Below are 13,036 nucleotides of genomic sequence, written 5' to 3'. Positions count from 1 at the left end.
AAAATGAAATGGTGCTGAGGTCGGGGTTTAAATTGACGCCGCCAAAATGTTTCTATATTCTACTGCGCCATGCACTCAAAAAAAGATTCAATACTAAAACGCTGGCATAGTTTTCGGGTTAATCCGAAAAAGTGTGCCGATAAGTGGGGTCATCAATATTGGGAAGAAGCTGACGGGTACCGAGTGGTGGCCTGTAAGCATTGTCCAAGTTTTGATACTCAAGCTTCAGCCTGTTCAATTAACTTTGGTTCGCCGCTCAGAAAATGTGTGGTCTCGAGTATTGAAGCGCATCTGTATGATTGTAAAAATCAAGATGTGTTAGAAGTTGGCTTTGGTCGGTTCATGTTAGCAAGAAATCTGATTAAACGCAGTGGTGGCACCTGGACCGGAGTTGAACCAAAACGACCAAAAGATGAAAAGCCGGAAATTGGTAAAGGCGGTCACGGCAGTGCGACCGATATTCCATTTCCTGAGCAAACATTTGATAAAGTTTTTGCTGTTCAATCCATTGAACACTGGGGTCAAAAGGCATTAGGTTTCAAGCCGTCGTCTTACTCTGACTGTATTGCTGAAATTCATCGTGTTTTAAAACCCGGTGGCACTGTTTATCTTGATGCACCCATTCACTTTCATGGTCACGAAATGTTCATTATGGGTGATTTAGAAAAGATCAAAGCTATCTTCAGAAGTGATCAATGGAAAAACGTGCAGATCGAAAAGTGGCGTGAAGATTGCGAGCCCCTGGAGCCTTATCGTCCTCCTGAAAACTGTCTTAACAAAGACTGGCCAATTGAAATTACCAGCTATCCTGAAGAAGAAGTAACTAAAGCTCGTGAGACAGGATTAGTTTGGATGATTGCGATTACCGCCGAAAAAATTTAATCAAAAACAATATTTACTCGGCGATTTCGTTTTCCTTTATTTTCAATTTTTGCCACTTTAACGGCGCCGATCTCTGACGTGTTGTTGATGTGAGTTCCACCGCAAGGTTGAAGATCAATATTTTCACCGACTTTTATCAAGCGTACTTTCCCGCTTCCTCTAGGTGGTTGAACTGACATGGTTCTGACCAGATCGGGGTTTTGTTCCAGCTCTTCATCTGATATCCAGGAAAAAGTAACTTCGTGAGCTTCTTTAATTAGCTGATTCAACTTTTCAGTGATTTTTTCTTTGTCGAGTGTGAACTCCCCAATGTCAAAATCCAGCCGGCCTTTTGTTTCATTAATCTGCCCGCCGGTGACGCCGCAAGGTACTGTCGAGCATAAAAGATGTAATGCTGTGTGCATGCGCATATGTTTATAACGACGTTCCCAATCAATTTTCACGCTTACTTTTTCATTCACTTGCGGTGCTGGCTGGTTTTCGGCGGGAACGTGAACCACATGGCCAGTTTCCTTATCTTTAACGGTAGTCGCGATCTGGATTGAACCAGTCGATGTCTCAAATACGCCACTATCACCTGGTTGACCGCCGCCGGTAGGATAAAAAACTGTTTGATCGAGAATGATTCCACCTCTGTCATTAATATCGACAATTAAGGCTTCACACTGTTTAAGATAGGCATCATCTCTAAAAAGTTCTATCGTCATCTTTGCACACCTGCGGCTGAATTTTGTTCATTGTAGGAACTTCTTGGTCGTGAATCAATGTCATTACTCGTCGGATTGCGTCGAAGTAGAAAATAGCCTGAGTTGGTATTTGGGAGCGCTGTTTGATCCCAAATACCAATTTGAAATGAGTACTGATCAAGTATTACAGATTATTAATGCCGCCATGTGTTGTGATGTGCGCCTTTTTTGCATTCATAAACAATTTGAATTGACTAACGATAGCTACAGCTTCAGCACCTCTAATATTTCTATCTTTTTCGCTATCATATTGATTACCCCCTTTATAGTAAATAACAATGGTTGTGTTGTTAGAAGGATGTACCCAAATTGTTGCTACTGACTCAAAATCAATATGAATATCCGTTCCTTGATAGAATCGATTATTGGCGTAATCTGAGTGTGCTGCTTCGGTAGCGTATACCGAGAGTGGAGACGAAGCTAATATTGCAACTATAAGTAAAGCATTCAACATTAATTTGTTCATAGCAATTTCCTTTTATTATTTAACGATAGTGATTAAGTCCTAAGAGAATAATTACTCGTTCACTTGCAAACAATAACTGGAGTGAAGCGAAGTATGATGTTTTATGAGCGAACGTGATTTATGTTGATTTTTTCTGAATTTATATGAATTACGACATTTCAATTCACGATGCATTGCTTTTTAATTGGAGTGATTGTTGGTAAACTTTCTTCGTCTTTGCCTTCTGTTAATTTTGAGAAAACGAAATGAAAGTCATTTACTTATTAATAGCTGTAATGTCATTAACGATATTTTCGACCAAGACTTTAGCGACTATCTATAAATGTAAAAGTCCAAGTGGAAAAATAGCCTATTCCGATAAACCTTGTAAGGGAGAAACTCAGTCTGTTAAAAGTGAAGTATCCAAAGGGCATGAATCGAATATCGAATTCTTAAACAAGCGAATTGTTGAAAGGTTACTGCGTAATCTCGAAGCGGCATCGAAAGCTCGCAATGCCAACCGCTTGATCTCATACTTTACACCTGACGCAGATATTACCTTAGATTTACCGGCGAATTTAGGCGGCAAGCAAAAAATGAGCGTATCGAAATATAAGGAGACTCTTGTCCTTGGCTGGTCGGTTCCAGGCAATATTTCAGCGAAGATGGAAGATGTTGTGATTACTTTGTCTGAGGATAAAAAAAGTGCTTATGTCACAGCTACCGTGGTGGAATCATTGGAGATGGATAGTAATGTTATTATGTCTACCCGTGCGACGGAACAGCTAACTGTGGTTATTAAAAATGGTGTTTCGTTGATCGATAAAATGTATGTCAAGTTGGAGCTTTGATATTATGTTTTTGAGATATCATGAACAATGTTTGATAATTTTATTTCTAAAAAGCTAATGCTAACTAAGGTATTAAGATGATCATACCGCTGGCTATGGAGTCACTAGCAATTTACTTAACTTACCATCATGGTAAGCGGCTAAGCGCTGATCTTGGAAAAAAATATTTAACCATTCCTATGACTATTTCTATAGTTCTATTTGTAATTCTAATATTCGAGTTGGCAGGACCGATGGTAAACGTATTGAAGTTTCAATCGAATGGCGTGATCCCAATGTTATTTAAGATGCTATTTGTAAAAAAATTCTCAATCGCCGCTGGTGCAAACCTGATCATGGGTTTGTACTTAATGTATAAAAACAACGCCTTTTAACTTAAGAAAAAATTCTTTGTAACCTCATCTAAAGGAAAGTACTGCTCAATCATCAACTCTTCCATCGTGATATCGATTGCGGTGCCGAAAGTCGCCAAGGTTGAAAATAAGTTGAGTTTTAGTTGACCCAGGTTAATTATCACATTAACCATCGGCCTGGACTGCTCGACAAAAGAAATCGTTTGCCAACTTTTTGGAATATCTGGATATTCGAGTAGTTTTTCTAATCGATCTGAGCGTCGATCCTGAAACATAATTTTTTCACGATGTAATCTTTGTAAAATAAAGGATGCCACTTCATCCCAGTTTTCAATGAAGGGACGTGCGCCATTGTAGTCGAAGAGTATTTCGAGAATATTTGTCGTATCAGGAAAGTCAGGTTGTTGCTCCCGTAGAAACTGGGTGATTTGTTGATACGACTGGTTTTCCATCATGATGTTCCAGTCCCAATCAAATACGACTGCCGGATAAGGAAGGTGATTGTTGAGCATAATCGACAAGGCATCTCGTACTGCCTTCATTTCTGGTTGATTGATATCTGAGCGTTGATAAGCCTCAGCAAAACCCGCCGCTGAAAATAAAATATTACGTTCGTTCAGCGGAATATTAAGAGAGTTAGAAAGCCGAATTATCATTTCCCTGCTGGGCTGTGAGCGACCAGTCTCTAAAAAGCTAATATGTTTACTCGAAATATTAGATTCGAACGCGAGTTCCATTTGACTAAATCCTCGGTTCTTGCGCCAGTCTTTAATGAGTTCGCCAAAATGACTCATGTGGGATTCCATCTTTTCAAAGTAGTTTGGATAGATTATTACATCGTTAGCGTAACCTCAACATTACCTCTGAGGTAATGGCGATAATGACGGAGCCTGTCAAAATTTGGGTAAAGGTTAGTCAGCCAATACAACGGAGAAAGATCATGAGCAATGTTAAGTTAAATCGAGTTTTAGTGGCCAATGCAATGTTTTCGATACTTTGTAGTGTCGACCTTTTATTATTCTCAGATATTATTGCCGAGTATATGGGGGGATTTGATCCACAATACCTGCTTATTTTGGGAGTTAGTCTAATTATTTTTGGTGGTTTCGTACTCTGGGTGAGCCGACAACCGGAAAACGCACGGCTGGCTTCTGAAATTGTGTTCATGGATAGAAGCTGGGTTGTAGGGTCTGTCATTCTGATGTTTTTGGGAAGCGAGTGGTTTAGTACCGCTGGTTTGGCAATAATTACTGTCGTTGCGGTTATTGTTGCTGTATTTGCTGAATTGCAAAATCGTTATATCAAATTACTCCAACTTGAAGCGGGTGAGCGTTGAGGGCAGCTGCCTCAGCGTTGCAAAAGATTATTTCTGATTTGTTCAAAATAAATCGAGAATTTCTATGGGGCTTACAAATTATTATGAAGCCCCATTTTCAGGTTATACTAAGTTAGAATTTCGCTAGCGAACTCAAATCAAACGAAATAATCGAATAAGGAAAAGAGACATGCGTAATTTTGAACTGGAGGTATTTTTCTCTCAGTGGGAATTTAAAGCTAAGTATCATATGACTGCATCGGACGTAGAAAGTATGTCTCTTAAAGAGTTACTGAATTTAGCTTCCGATCAAGAGCGTCATGATTTTGAAAACTTATGGTTGGGTTACACTGAGACCTGGGGGGCACCAGATTTAAGAAACACAATAGCGGAAACTTATGACACTTTATCGGCTGAAAATATTCTTTGTTTTGCCGGCGCGGAAGAAGGAATTTACGCGGCAATGCGGGTTTTACTCGATAAAAATGATCATGCTATTGTCGTGGTGCCCAATTATCAGGCCGCAGAAACTTTGCCTCTGGAAATTTGTGAAGTAACAGGAGTTGCGCTACAACCAGAGAAAAATTGGCGCCTTGATCTTGAGTGCCTCGCTGAGGCCATTCGACCGAACACTAAGTTAATCTCAATTAATGTGCCAAACAATCCTACTGGCGCGACCATGAGTAGTAGCGACCTTAACGAACTAATTTCTCTCTGCCGAAAAAATAACATTTACTTATTCAGTGACGAAGTTTATCGGCTGTTAGAGTTAGATGAAGCTAAGCGAATGCCACAAATTGCAGATATTTATGAAAAAGGTATTTCGCTAAACGTCGTTTCTAAAGCTTATGGATTTCCTGGTTTACGAATTGGCTGGATCGCAACTCAAGATAAAGCATTGTTGCTTCGACTGGAACGCTTCAAACATTATCTGTCTATTTGTAACTCTGCGCCAAGTGAACGGCTGGCATTGATTGTGTTGAATAATCGAGAAAGAATATTAGCGCGAAATCGTTCACTATTGCGTGAAAATCTCAGCGAACTCGAAAAGTTTTTTGCCGACTATCCTAGTTTGTTCGAGTGGGCTGCACCTGATGGCGGGTGTATTGCTTATCCGAAATATATTGGTCGCGGAACGGTTGAGAGTTTTTGCCATAAGCTTGTTAATGAATATGGTGTATTACTTTTACCTGCGTCTATTTACCAATCTGAACTTCTTGATGCGCCCATTGATCGATTTCGCATCGGATTTGGGCGGAGTAAAATAAAAGAAGGTTTATCTCAGTTTCGCCGTTTTCTTGCAGATAATCATGGTGAATTTTAAAATTGTTAAATGTGATTAGGGTTTATAGATTAGTATTGCCTATGCTATAGAATTTGAACCAAGATCTGGAGTTTAAACCAAGATCTGGAGTTTAAACCAAGTTCTAGAGTATAAACCAAGATCTAAAGTTTAAATCGACCCACCAGATTGTTAAGGTCATCAAACTGCTTTTGTAATAAATCACACTCTCGAGTGATTTGATCCAGATTATCATCACCTCGCTGAGTGAGAGAAGTTAGTTCAGCAATTTCATTGTTGATACCTTCAATAACGCGGCTTTGTTCTTCTGTTGATGAGGCAACCGATTGATTTTCATCGTCGATGTCGTTGATAGCATCCATAATGGTTTTCATTTTTTCTCCTGCCTGATTGGCCGTCGAAACGCAAACATTACTCTGACTGGTACTTTCTTGCATTGATTTTCCAACGGATGAAACTACTTGCTGAAGGTTTTGGATCATTTCCTGAATTTCGTTGGTTGAATCTGCTGCTCTGTGAGCCAGTTGTCTGACTTCGTCAGCAACAACGGCGAAACCTCGTCCTTGTTCACCAGCTCTGGCAGCTTCAATCGCAGCATTTAGTGCTAACAAATTTGTTTGATCGCTAATACTTTTAATCACTTCTAGAATATTACCGATATTTTCGGTGTGGCTACCCAATTCCTGAATGTGTTCGCCAGACTCTGAAACATTTTTTGACAGCATTTGAATATTGTTAATATTCGAATTAAGAAACTCTCTGCTGTCGTCCGATACTTGGTGAGCATCACTGGTTAAACGAGAGGCTTGCTGCGCGTTGCTAGAGATTTCGTTTGAAGAATCGTTAAGCTGGTGAATTGCCATGGCGACGTTATTAGTGCGATTATTTTGGTTATCGAATAGTGATTGAGACGATTCAATAACTTCACGAACTTGAGAAATATTTTGATTTAATTGCATGGTGGAAGTATTGACGTTTTTAATCGACTCGTGCATTTTCTCCATAAACTCGTTAAAGTCACTGGAAAGTTGACCAATTTCATCGTGAGTCTCCACTTCTAATCTTTGGGTAAGGTCGCCTCTTCCTTTCGCGATATCTTTCATCGCATCACTCAAGTGGCGGATGGGTTTCATCAGTATATTCAGGGCAAGCCCCATTAATGCAATTGTGGCAATAACTGCAATCAATCCATAAATAAGCGCTTGATATTTTAATTCCTCCAACGAAGCATAAGCTTGTTCTCTATCTAAAATAACCCCCAGATACCAGTCAACTGATTCGACTCCCTCAATTTTGTGAAAGGAAACTAATTGATCATTGTTATCAATTTTATATTCGGTTAATTGGGGGGATAGTGCAGGCCTTGTCGAAAAAATATCAGTGAGATTTTTATTCGCGAGATCTTTTTGCGGGTGACTAAGAATTTTTCCTTCACTGGTTACTAGAAATGCGTAACCTAGCCCAAGGTAATCGACTTTATTCACAATGTTAACGATATCGGTCAGTTGTATGTCGGCTCCAGCAACGCCTATATGTTGACCATTTTGGACAACCGGCGTGGAAATAGAGATGACCAGGTAATGCTCATTGGCATCATAGTAGGGTTCGGTAAAGCTCGCTTTGCCGGGGGCTTTTGCCAGGGTGTACCAAGGGCGCCCAGTTGGATCATAGCCATCAGGTAGAACAATGGTTTGGTCGTCAATGATCATCTCTTTGCTGCTGGCTAATCCGACAAATGTATTTTTAAAAGAGCCAGTTCTATCGGATTGTTTGAGAATTTTAACCAGAGAATTTCGATCCGTGTGCGTCTCCGCAGAGATCGCCATGGAGAGTACAATGTCTGACTTTCTGTTGAGCCAATCGGAAATATTGGCTGAAATTGAAGAAGAGATCTCCTGAATGGACGCTTTTAGATCGCTTTCTGTTTTGGATTTTAGAATCAGATAATTATTGATTGCAGAGGCACCAAGTGCCAACACCAAAATGGTGGAAGAGAGGATAATTAACTTATGACTAAACTGAAGATTCTTCACCTAATTCTACCCGAAAATTGATATGTTCCCATTTAAGGATAGTAACTGTATGAATTTAATCAACTTCATTATGAATGCTCGTTTTACCATGGGCTTGCTAATACCCTGTTAGACAGGAGCATGTTATCTTGTGGTTTTGGTTGTAGTCATTATCAATATAAAGAGGCTTAAATCAGGTGACTGTTGTCGGTAAGTTTGAATCTAGTGGTTTTGAAATATTAGATTCTTTCGTTGATGAAAGCGAATTAAGCTCTGTTTCGACGGACTTAGCAACATCAATTTTGGGAAAAAATAGAGGTGGTTTTAGAAATGCAGACAAAAAATTTCCTTCAATAAAGCGCCTGGTCAATTCTGCAAAATTGTTAGATCAGGCAGCAAAGTATTTAGTTGGAAATCCATGCCTTGTTCGAGTCATCTTGTTTGATAAGTCCCGGCACAATAATTGGTCGGTTAGCTGGCATCAGGATAAAACAATAGCCTTATCTAATAAAGTTGAACTTGAAGGTTGGAGAGGGTGGAGTAAAAAAGAAGGGATTTATCATGTTCAGCCTCCCTTAGCCGTGTTGAATAACATGGTGACGTTTCGGCTCCATATTGATCCAGCAACCAAAGACAATGGATGTTTGCGGGTTATTCCGGGAAGCCATCAACATGGATTACTGCAATCGGAACAAATAAATCAGTATGTATTGGAAAATGATTACCTGGAATGCGAGATGAATAGCGGCTCAGTTTTAGTCATGAGGCCGCACCTTATTCACTCGTCAGCTAAGGGGAGTTATCATCAATCGAGTTTGAATTCCAGGCGTGTTATTCATGTGGAGTACAGTAGCTACCAATTACCGCGGGGCATTTCCTGGGCATAATCTATCGAGTGAAACTGCGTTGAATATTGATCGGCGAGTAAATTGATAAATCAGATAACCAACTAAGCGCTCAAATTTTTAGACTTTTTTCTTTTCCTTTGATTATGGAAGCATCGATGGGAGTGGACAAAATTATCATTGAGTTAGTTTCTGACAGGGTAGAAAAATCTTCCAGCATTGCATCAAGTTGCGACATGGATTGGACCGCGACTTTAAGCATATAAGCTTTTTCTCCTGTGACGTTATAACATTTCAAAACTTCCTGGCGAGTTTTAGTGAACTTAACAAACTCGGCCTCTTTTCCGATAAACACTCGAACTTGAACCATTGCATTAATGGGATAACCCACTTTTTCGAGGTCAATATTCGCCCGATAGCCGGTAATAACACCTGCTTCTTCGAGTTTCTTGACTCTTTCAGCAACCGCCGGTGCGGACAGGTGGACCGCCTTGCCGAGATCGGCAAAGGAGATCCGAGCATTTTGCTGCAGGATTTCTATGATTTTCCAGCTAATCGTATCCATAAAGTTTATATCCTGAGATTTATTTGCCTGAGACTTTCGAAACGAAAGAAAAACCTTCGAAATTCGATAGTTTGCCCATTCGCTTTGTTTTCGTCTATTTATAAAATAGAAAGCGGCATCAAACAAGGCAAAGTTCAACAGTTCAAGCACAGAGCAAAGGCAGATATCATGAAAATAGAAGAGTTTACCCTGGAGCGAATTCAATCTTTATATGAAAACGTCGTGGAATTTAATTTGTCAGATAGCGGCGTACACCCTTATCGACTGTCTGAATTGCTATCTGAGAAACAGTGTAAGGAGTTACTGGATATAGAGCTAGGTTATGGCTGGACCAATGGTCATACTGAATTAAGGCAAACTATTGCGGATCTTTATCAAAATCGCACTATTGATAATGTGATGGTGACTAACGGCTCGGCCGAAGCTAACTTTATTATGGTGATGAGTTTGCTCAACCCGGGCGATGAGTTAATCGTCGTAGTGCCAAACTACATGCAAATTGCTGGTTGGGCGAAGGGTTTGGGTATTAAAGTAAAAGAAGTGCCGCTCATTCAGGAAAATGGTTGGTTGCCAGATTTAGATCGGTTGGAAGAGGTTATCAACGATAACACCAAAATGCTCACCATTTGTCACCCGAATAACCCGACTGGTTCAACATTACCTGTGGCGCAAATTGAGCGTTTAGTCAATTTTGCGAAAAAGCACGATATTTATCTACATGCTGATGAAGTTTACAAAGGCGCTGAGTTTGATGGTGTTGAGTTGCCGAGTTTCGCAGATTTGTATGACAAAGCGATTGTGACTTGTGGTCTATCAAAAGCCATGGCGATGCCGGGATTACGTTTAGGATGGTTAGTTGGTCCAACCGAAGAAATATACGCGACCTGGCAAAGCAAAGATTACACTAGCATAACAACAGGGGCAGTGAGTGAGTTTGTTGCAAATATTGTATTGCAGCCGGAATTTAGACAAAAAGTTTTGCAACGAAGTAAAGATTTGTTGATTGATAATTTAAATATTATGCAAAGCTGGGTGGATGAAAATAGCGACTGGGTATCCTTTGTTCCGCCCAAAGCCGGTGGTATGGCATTCATTAAATACGAGTTAGAAATCAATTCTACCGAGTTGGTACACGAATTTAGAAATGAGCTGAGTGTCTTCTTATTACCGGGTGACGTTTACGGTATGGACGGTTATTTTCGGGTTGGCATTGGTGCGCCCGCTGAACATCTGAAGATCGGATTAAAACGCATTGCAGATTATGTGAGAGGAAAATATATTTAGCGGCAGTTAGTAAAACTGCAAATCGTTAATTGACGCCAAATCTATCGGTAGAAATCTTAAAATGTGAAATAACATTATGAAAATACTGCATCGAACGGAAATTGAAAAAATACTGAGTTCACTCGACCCAATCCCTAAAATTGAAGAAGGTTTTGTTCAATATTCAAAGGGGCTCGCCACAGTTCCGCCGGTCGGAGAGCTCTTGATGGAAAAGGGCGAAGTGCATATTAAGTATGGTTGTATTCGTGCCGATGAATATTACGTAGTCAAAGTGGCCTCAGGTTTTTACCAGAACGATGCGCTCGGTTTACCATCCAGTAACGGATTGATGTTGTTGTTCAGCCAGCAAACCGGGCAATTAGCCTGTGCTTTGCTGGATGAAGGATTTTTGACCGATATTCGCACTGCAATCGCCGGTGCAATTGCGGCTAAACACTTAGCGCCTGCGAATATTACTGCTATCGGAATTGTAGGAACCGGCATTCAGGCCAGGTTACAGGCATTGTATTTGAAAAAGGTGACTACTTGTCGACAACTCATTGTGTGGGGTAGAAGCGCAGAGAAAACTGGTGACTATCAACAAGATATGCAAAGAGAAGGTTTTGAAGTAAGTATTGCTGATTCTATCGATGAATTAGCCCAATCGGCTAATTTTATTGTCACTACTACCCCTTCAACCACACCGCTTATTAATGTGTCTCAAGTACGACAAGGAACACATATCACCGCCGTTGGCTCTGACACCCCGGAAAAACAGGAACTAGCCAGCGATATTCTTGCCAGAGCGAATTTAGTCGTCGCTGATAGTATCAGTCAATGTCAGCAAAGGGGGGAAATTTATCAGGCGCTGAAAGCTGGCAGTATTCAAGGAGAAAAAGTTGTTGAACTGGGTAATGTTATTGCCGCAGGTCAGGGAAGGGCTGATGAGCAACAAATAACCATTGCCGATTTAACCGGAGTGGCGGTACAAGATATTAAAATCGCAGAGGCTGTTTATTTAGCCTCTGAGAAAAAGTAACCATGAGTTTATGCTAAAAATAGTAATCAGGATTCTTAGAGAAGAAATGGATTTCAGACGCCACGTATAGCAATCACAGGTTGAGCGAGTTAACTTCTGTTTGGATAAGTGATAAATGCGGTGCCGGTAAATTTGAAAACACCGCTTTGAAAAACATAACGACTGTTAATGAGCAAAACCTTTAATACATTTTAGTGATTCGCTATCTCTGGAAGAATGTTTACCACACTCAGTAATAATCGCTGCCGGGTCTGAGTTAAGGCGGGCGGCCAGGTCAAGACACTCAAACCTTTGGCTGGTTCGGTTAAATTGATTGGAGCAGGCTGACAGGGTTTTCTTTTTGCTTAATTTAACTTTTGATATCTTGTCGTAACAGTTTTGCGCAAGGGAATCCCTGGAAAATTCATCTTTACACGCCTTTAACAAGCCAAGTGAGCGCGCTGGCTTTTTCTCGTTCACAAAGCGTTCAACACAATTCAATTGCTGTGAGCTTCTGCTGTACATGGTTCGACATTCACTCAGAACTTTTAAAGGCGGGCGGTTATATTTGCGGCTGACATCGTAGCAACTTTTCACAACGCTCGAATGGTTCGAATATTTTTCACATTCAAGCATGACATTCACCGGTTCATATTCAAATTTTACCGCTTCTTGAAGGCAGTTTTTCTGTGAGCTGATGTGTCGTTTCTTTGCACAAACTTCGACAATACCTCGTACGTTGTAATTGCTGGTTTGCAAAAGGTCATGGCAATAAGTTTTCATTGATGTGTTGCGGAATCCATTGCCGCACAGTTTCAACACTTCTAGTGATTGGTTATGTGGTGGATTATGACCTGAGCCACCACGGTTTCTGTTAAGGACAACAAATCGATCGTGATAGTCATCGTATTTTGAGCGAACAATGATTTCGGTGCGCGCTAGCGCAGGAACGACCGTTTCAAAACGATAGCCAAGATGGTATCTCTCCATGTTTTGCACGTTGCCATCTATTTCGATTTTTTTGCAATTTCTTACGGCGCGAATTCCTAAATGTAATTGATTATTTGCTTTGTAGATGTAAGCGATGCCTTCGCAGTCTTCGAGATAGGTAGATGGATAGGCATTCAAGCTCAACTTCTCAACTTTCGCCACTAGTTGATTTGAAAATGCGATTAAGACTAACAACAATATTGGACGTAACATTAGATTCTCGTTCATTATTTATTTTGATGGCGTCATTATGGACGCAGTGTTTGAATATAAGCTGAATAATAACCCGTATTTCAGGATTCAATATTATTGAAAATTTCTGTCAACTAAGTGTCATATGTTCCAAATAACAGGCGAATTTGAAAATTTTTTTTAAAATAAAAATAGATTAGCGACCAGTTATTTTAAATAACAAAAGTGAAAGTTCGTCATTCACTATTCGATTATC

General features: G+C 40.2%; 14 protein-coding genes. 8 read left to right on the top strand and 6 right to left on the bottom strand.

The genetic code is table 11. The features are described 5' to 3' along the window. The first annotated feature begins 69 nt into the window (after nucleotides 1-69). Nucleotides 70-882, top strand: coding sequence for a class I SAM-dependent methyltransferase (locus FLL46_RS07665; protein WP_142892900.1), 813 nt, complete (start codon nucleotides 70-72; stop codon nucleotides 880-882). Here FLL46_RS07665 and FLL46_RS07660 read toward each other — a convergent pair. Next, nucleotides 879-1,589: an alanyl-tRNA editing protein gene (locus FLL46_RS07660; RefSeq protein WP_142892899.1), complete on the bottom strand. Its 711-nt coding sequence runs from the start codon at nucleotides 1,587-1,589 to the stop codon at nucleotides 879-881. The two genes, FLL46_RS07665 and FLL46_RS07660, sit on opposite strands and share 4 nt — an antisense overlap. Before the next feature lie 163 nt (nucleotides 1,590-1,752). Then, nucleotides 1,753-2,094: a hypothetical protein gene (locus FLL46_RS07655; RefSeq protein WP_142892898.1), complete on the bottom strand. Its 342-nt coding sequence runs from the start codon at nucleotides 2,092-2,094 to the stop codon at nucleotides 1,753-1,755. Between the two features lie 245 nt (nucleotides 2,095-2,339). Between FLL46_RS07655 and FLL46_RS07650 the strand changes: the two genes are divergently transcribed. Together FLL46_RS07650 and FLL46_RS07645 are read left to right on the top strand one after the other, a co-directional pair. Then, the gene (locus FLL46_RS07650; protein ID WP_142892897.1) at nucleotides 2,340-2,924 is read left to right on the top strand and encodes a DUF4124 domain-containing protein; all 585 of its coding nucleotides are present in this window, start codon (nucleotides 2,340-2,342) and stop codon (nucleotides 2,922-2,924) included. A 77-nt stretch (nucleotides 2,925-3,001) separates the two neighbouring features. Further along, on the top strand, nucleotides 3,002-3,298 hold the full coding sequence (locus FLL46_RS07645; RefSeq protein WP_142892896.1) for a hypothetical protein: 297 nt from the start codon (nucleotides 3,002-3,004) through the stop codon (nucleotides 3,296-3,298). Here FLL46_RS07645 and FLL46_RS07640 read toward each other — a convergent pair. Beyond that, the gene (locus FLL46_RS07640) at nucleotides 3,295-4,071 is read right to left on the bottom strand and encodes a helix-turn-helix domain-containing protein (protein ID WP_168204086.1); all 777 of its coding nucleotides are present in this window, start codon (nucleotides 4,069-4,071) and stop codon (nucleotides 3,295-3,297) included. The genes FLL46_RS07645 and FLL46_RS07640 overlap by 4 nt on opposite strands. 146 nt (nucleotides 4,072-4,217) lie before the next feature. Between FLL46_RS07640 and FLL46_RS07635 the strand changes: the two genes are divergently transcribed. Both FLL46_RS07635 and FLL46_RS07630 read left to right on the top strand, forming a co-directional pair. Further along, a complete protein-coding gene (locus tag FLL46_RS07635; protein ID WP_142892894.1) occupies nucleotides 4,218-4,613 on the top strand; it encodes a hypothetical protein in 396 nt (131 codons plus the stop codon). 169 nt (nucleotides 4,614-4,782) lie between these two features. After that, nucleotides 4,783-5,916 (top strand): aminotransferase class I/II-fold pyridoxal phosphate-dependent enzyme, encoded by a 1,134-nt coding sequence (locus FLL46_RS07630; protein WP_142892893.1) that lies wholly within the window; start codon nucleotides 4,783-4,785, stop codon nucleotides 5,914-5,916. Nucleotides 5,917-6,038: 122 nt separating this feature from the next. On the opposite strand, the gene FLL46_RS07625 is transcribed toward FLL46_RS07630, so the two are convergent. Then, entirely contained in the window at nucleotides 6,039-7,928 is a 1,890-nt protein-coding gene (locus FLL46_RS07625) for a methyl-accepting chemotaxis protein (protein WP_142892892.1), read from the bottom strand. Between the two features lie 176 nt (nucleotides 7,929-8,104). Here FLL46_RS07625 and FLL46_RS07620 point away from each other — a divergent pair, with 176 nt between their 5' ends. Next, nucleotides 8,105-8,794, top strand: a complete 690-nt coding sequence (locus FLL46_RS07620) for a phytanoyl-CoA dioxygenase family protein (protein ID WP_210418624.1) — start codon at nucleotides 8,105-8,107, stop codon at nucleotides 8,792-8,794. Between the two features lie 70 nt (nucleotides 8,795-8,864). Here the strand turns inward: FLL46_RS07620 and FLL46_RS07615 are convergent, their stop codons facing one another. Continuing rightward, entirely contained in the window at nucleotides 8,865-9,317 is a 453-nt protein-coding gene (locus FLL46_RS07615) for an Lrp/AsnC family transcriptional regulator (RefSeq protein WP_142892891.1), read from the bottom strand. Between the two features lie 168 nt (nucleotides 9,318-9,485). Between FLL46_RS07615 and FLL46_RS07610 the strand changes: the two genes are divergently transcribed. Then, complete coding sequence (locus tag FLL46_RS07610) at nucleotides 9,486-10,601, top strand: aminotransferase class I/II-fold pyridoxal phosphate-dependent enzyme (RefSeq protein WP_142892890.1); 1,116 nt, start codon at nucleotides 9,486-9,488, stop codon at nucleotides 10,599-10,601. Nucleotides 10,602-10,677: 76 nt separating this feature from the next. After that, nucleotides 10,678-11,619, top strand: a complete 942-nt coding sequence (locus FLL46_RS07605) for a Rossmann-fold NAD(P)-binding domain-containing protein (RefSeq protein ID WP_142892889.1) — start codon at nucleotides 10,678-10,680, stop codon at nucleotides 11,617-11,619. Nucleotides 11,620-11,784: 165 nt separating this feature from the next. Here FLL46_RS07605 and FLL46_RS07600 read toward each other — a convergent pair whose 3' ends face one another. After that, a complete protein-coding gene (locus FLL46_RS07600) occupies nucleotides 11,785-12,801 on the bottom strand; it encodes a hypothetical protein (RefSeq protein WP_142892888.1) in 1,017 nt (338 codons plus the stop codon). Nucleotides 12,802-13,036 lie beyond the last annotated feature (235 nt).

This window comes from Aliikangiella coralliicola, from assembly GCF_007004725.1.
In the GTDB taxonomy this organism is placed as follows: Bacteria; Pseudomonadota; Gammaproteobacteria; order Enterobacterales; family Kangiellaceae; genus Aliikangiella; species Aliikangiella coralliicola.
The sequence above is the reverse complement of the archived record's forward strand: the minus strand, read 5'-3'. Positions and strand labels throughout refer to the sequence as shown.

Bases quoted from the DNA above. Each gene is read 5' to 3' on its own strand.
- FLL46_RS07615 (WP_142892891.1), bottom strand. From the start codon at position 9,317: ATGGATACGATTAGCTGGAAAATCATAGAAATCCTGCAGCAAAATGCT.
- FLL46_RS07655 (WP_142892898.1), bottom strand. From the start codon at position 2,094: ATGAACAAATTAATGTTGAATGCTTTACTTATAGTTGCAATATTAGCT.
- FLL46_RS07605 (WP_142892889.1), top strand. From the start codon at position 10,678: ATGAAAATACTGCATCGAACGGAAATTGAAAAAATACTGAGTTCACTC.
- FLL46_RS07650 (WP_142892897.1), top strand. From the start codon at position 2,340: ATGAAAGTCATTTACTTATTAATAGCTGTAATGTCATTAACGATATTT.
- FLL46_RS07660 (WP_142892899.1), bottom strand. From the start codon at position 1,589: ATGACGATAGAACTTTTTAGAGATGATGCCTATCTTAAACAGTGTGAA.
- FLL46_RS07610 (WP_142892890.1), top strand. From the start codon at position 9,486: ATGAAAATAGAAGAGTTTACCCTGGAGCGAATTCAATCTTTATATGAA.
- FLL46_RS07665 (WP_142892900.1), top strand. From the start codon at position 70: ATGCACTCAAAAAAAGATTCAATACTAAAACGCTGGCATAGTTTTCGG.
- FLL46_RS07635 (WP_142892894.1), top strand. From the start codon at position 4,218: ATGAGCAATGTTAAGTTAAATCGAGTTTTAGTGGCCAATGCAATGTTT.
- FLL46_RS07630 (WP_142892893.1), top strand. From the start codon at position 4,783: ATGCGTAATTTTGAACTGGAGGTATTTTTCTCTCAGTGGGAATTTAAA.
- FLL46_RS07640 (WP_168204086.1), bottom strand. From the start codon at position 4,071: ATGAGTCATTTTGGCGAACTCATTAAAGACTGGCGCAAGAACCGAGGA.
- FLL46_RS07645 (WP_142892896.1), top strand. From the start codon at position 3,002: ATGATCATACCGCTGGCTATGGAGTCACTAGCAATTTACTTAACTTAC.
- FLL46_RS07600 (WP_142892888.1), bottom strand. From the start codon at position 12,801: ATGTTACGTCCAATATTGTTGTTAGTCTTAATCGCATTTTCAAATCAA.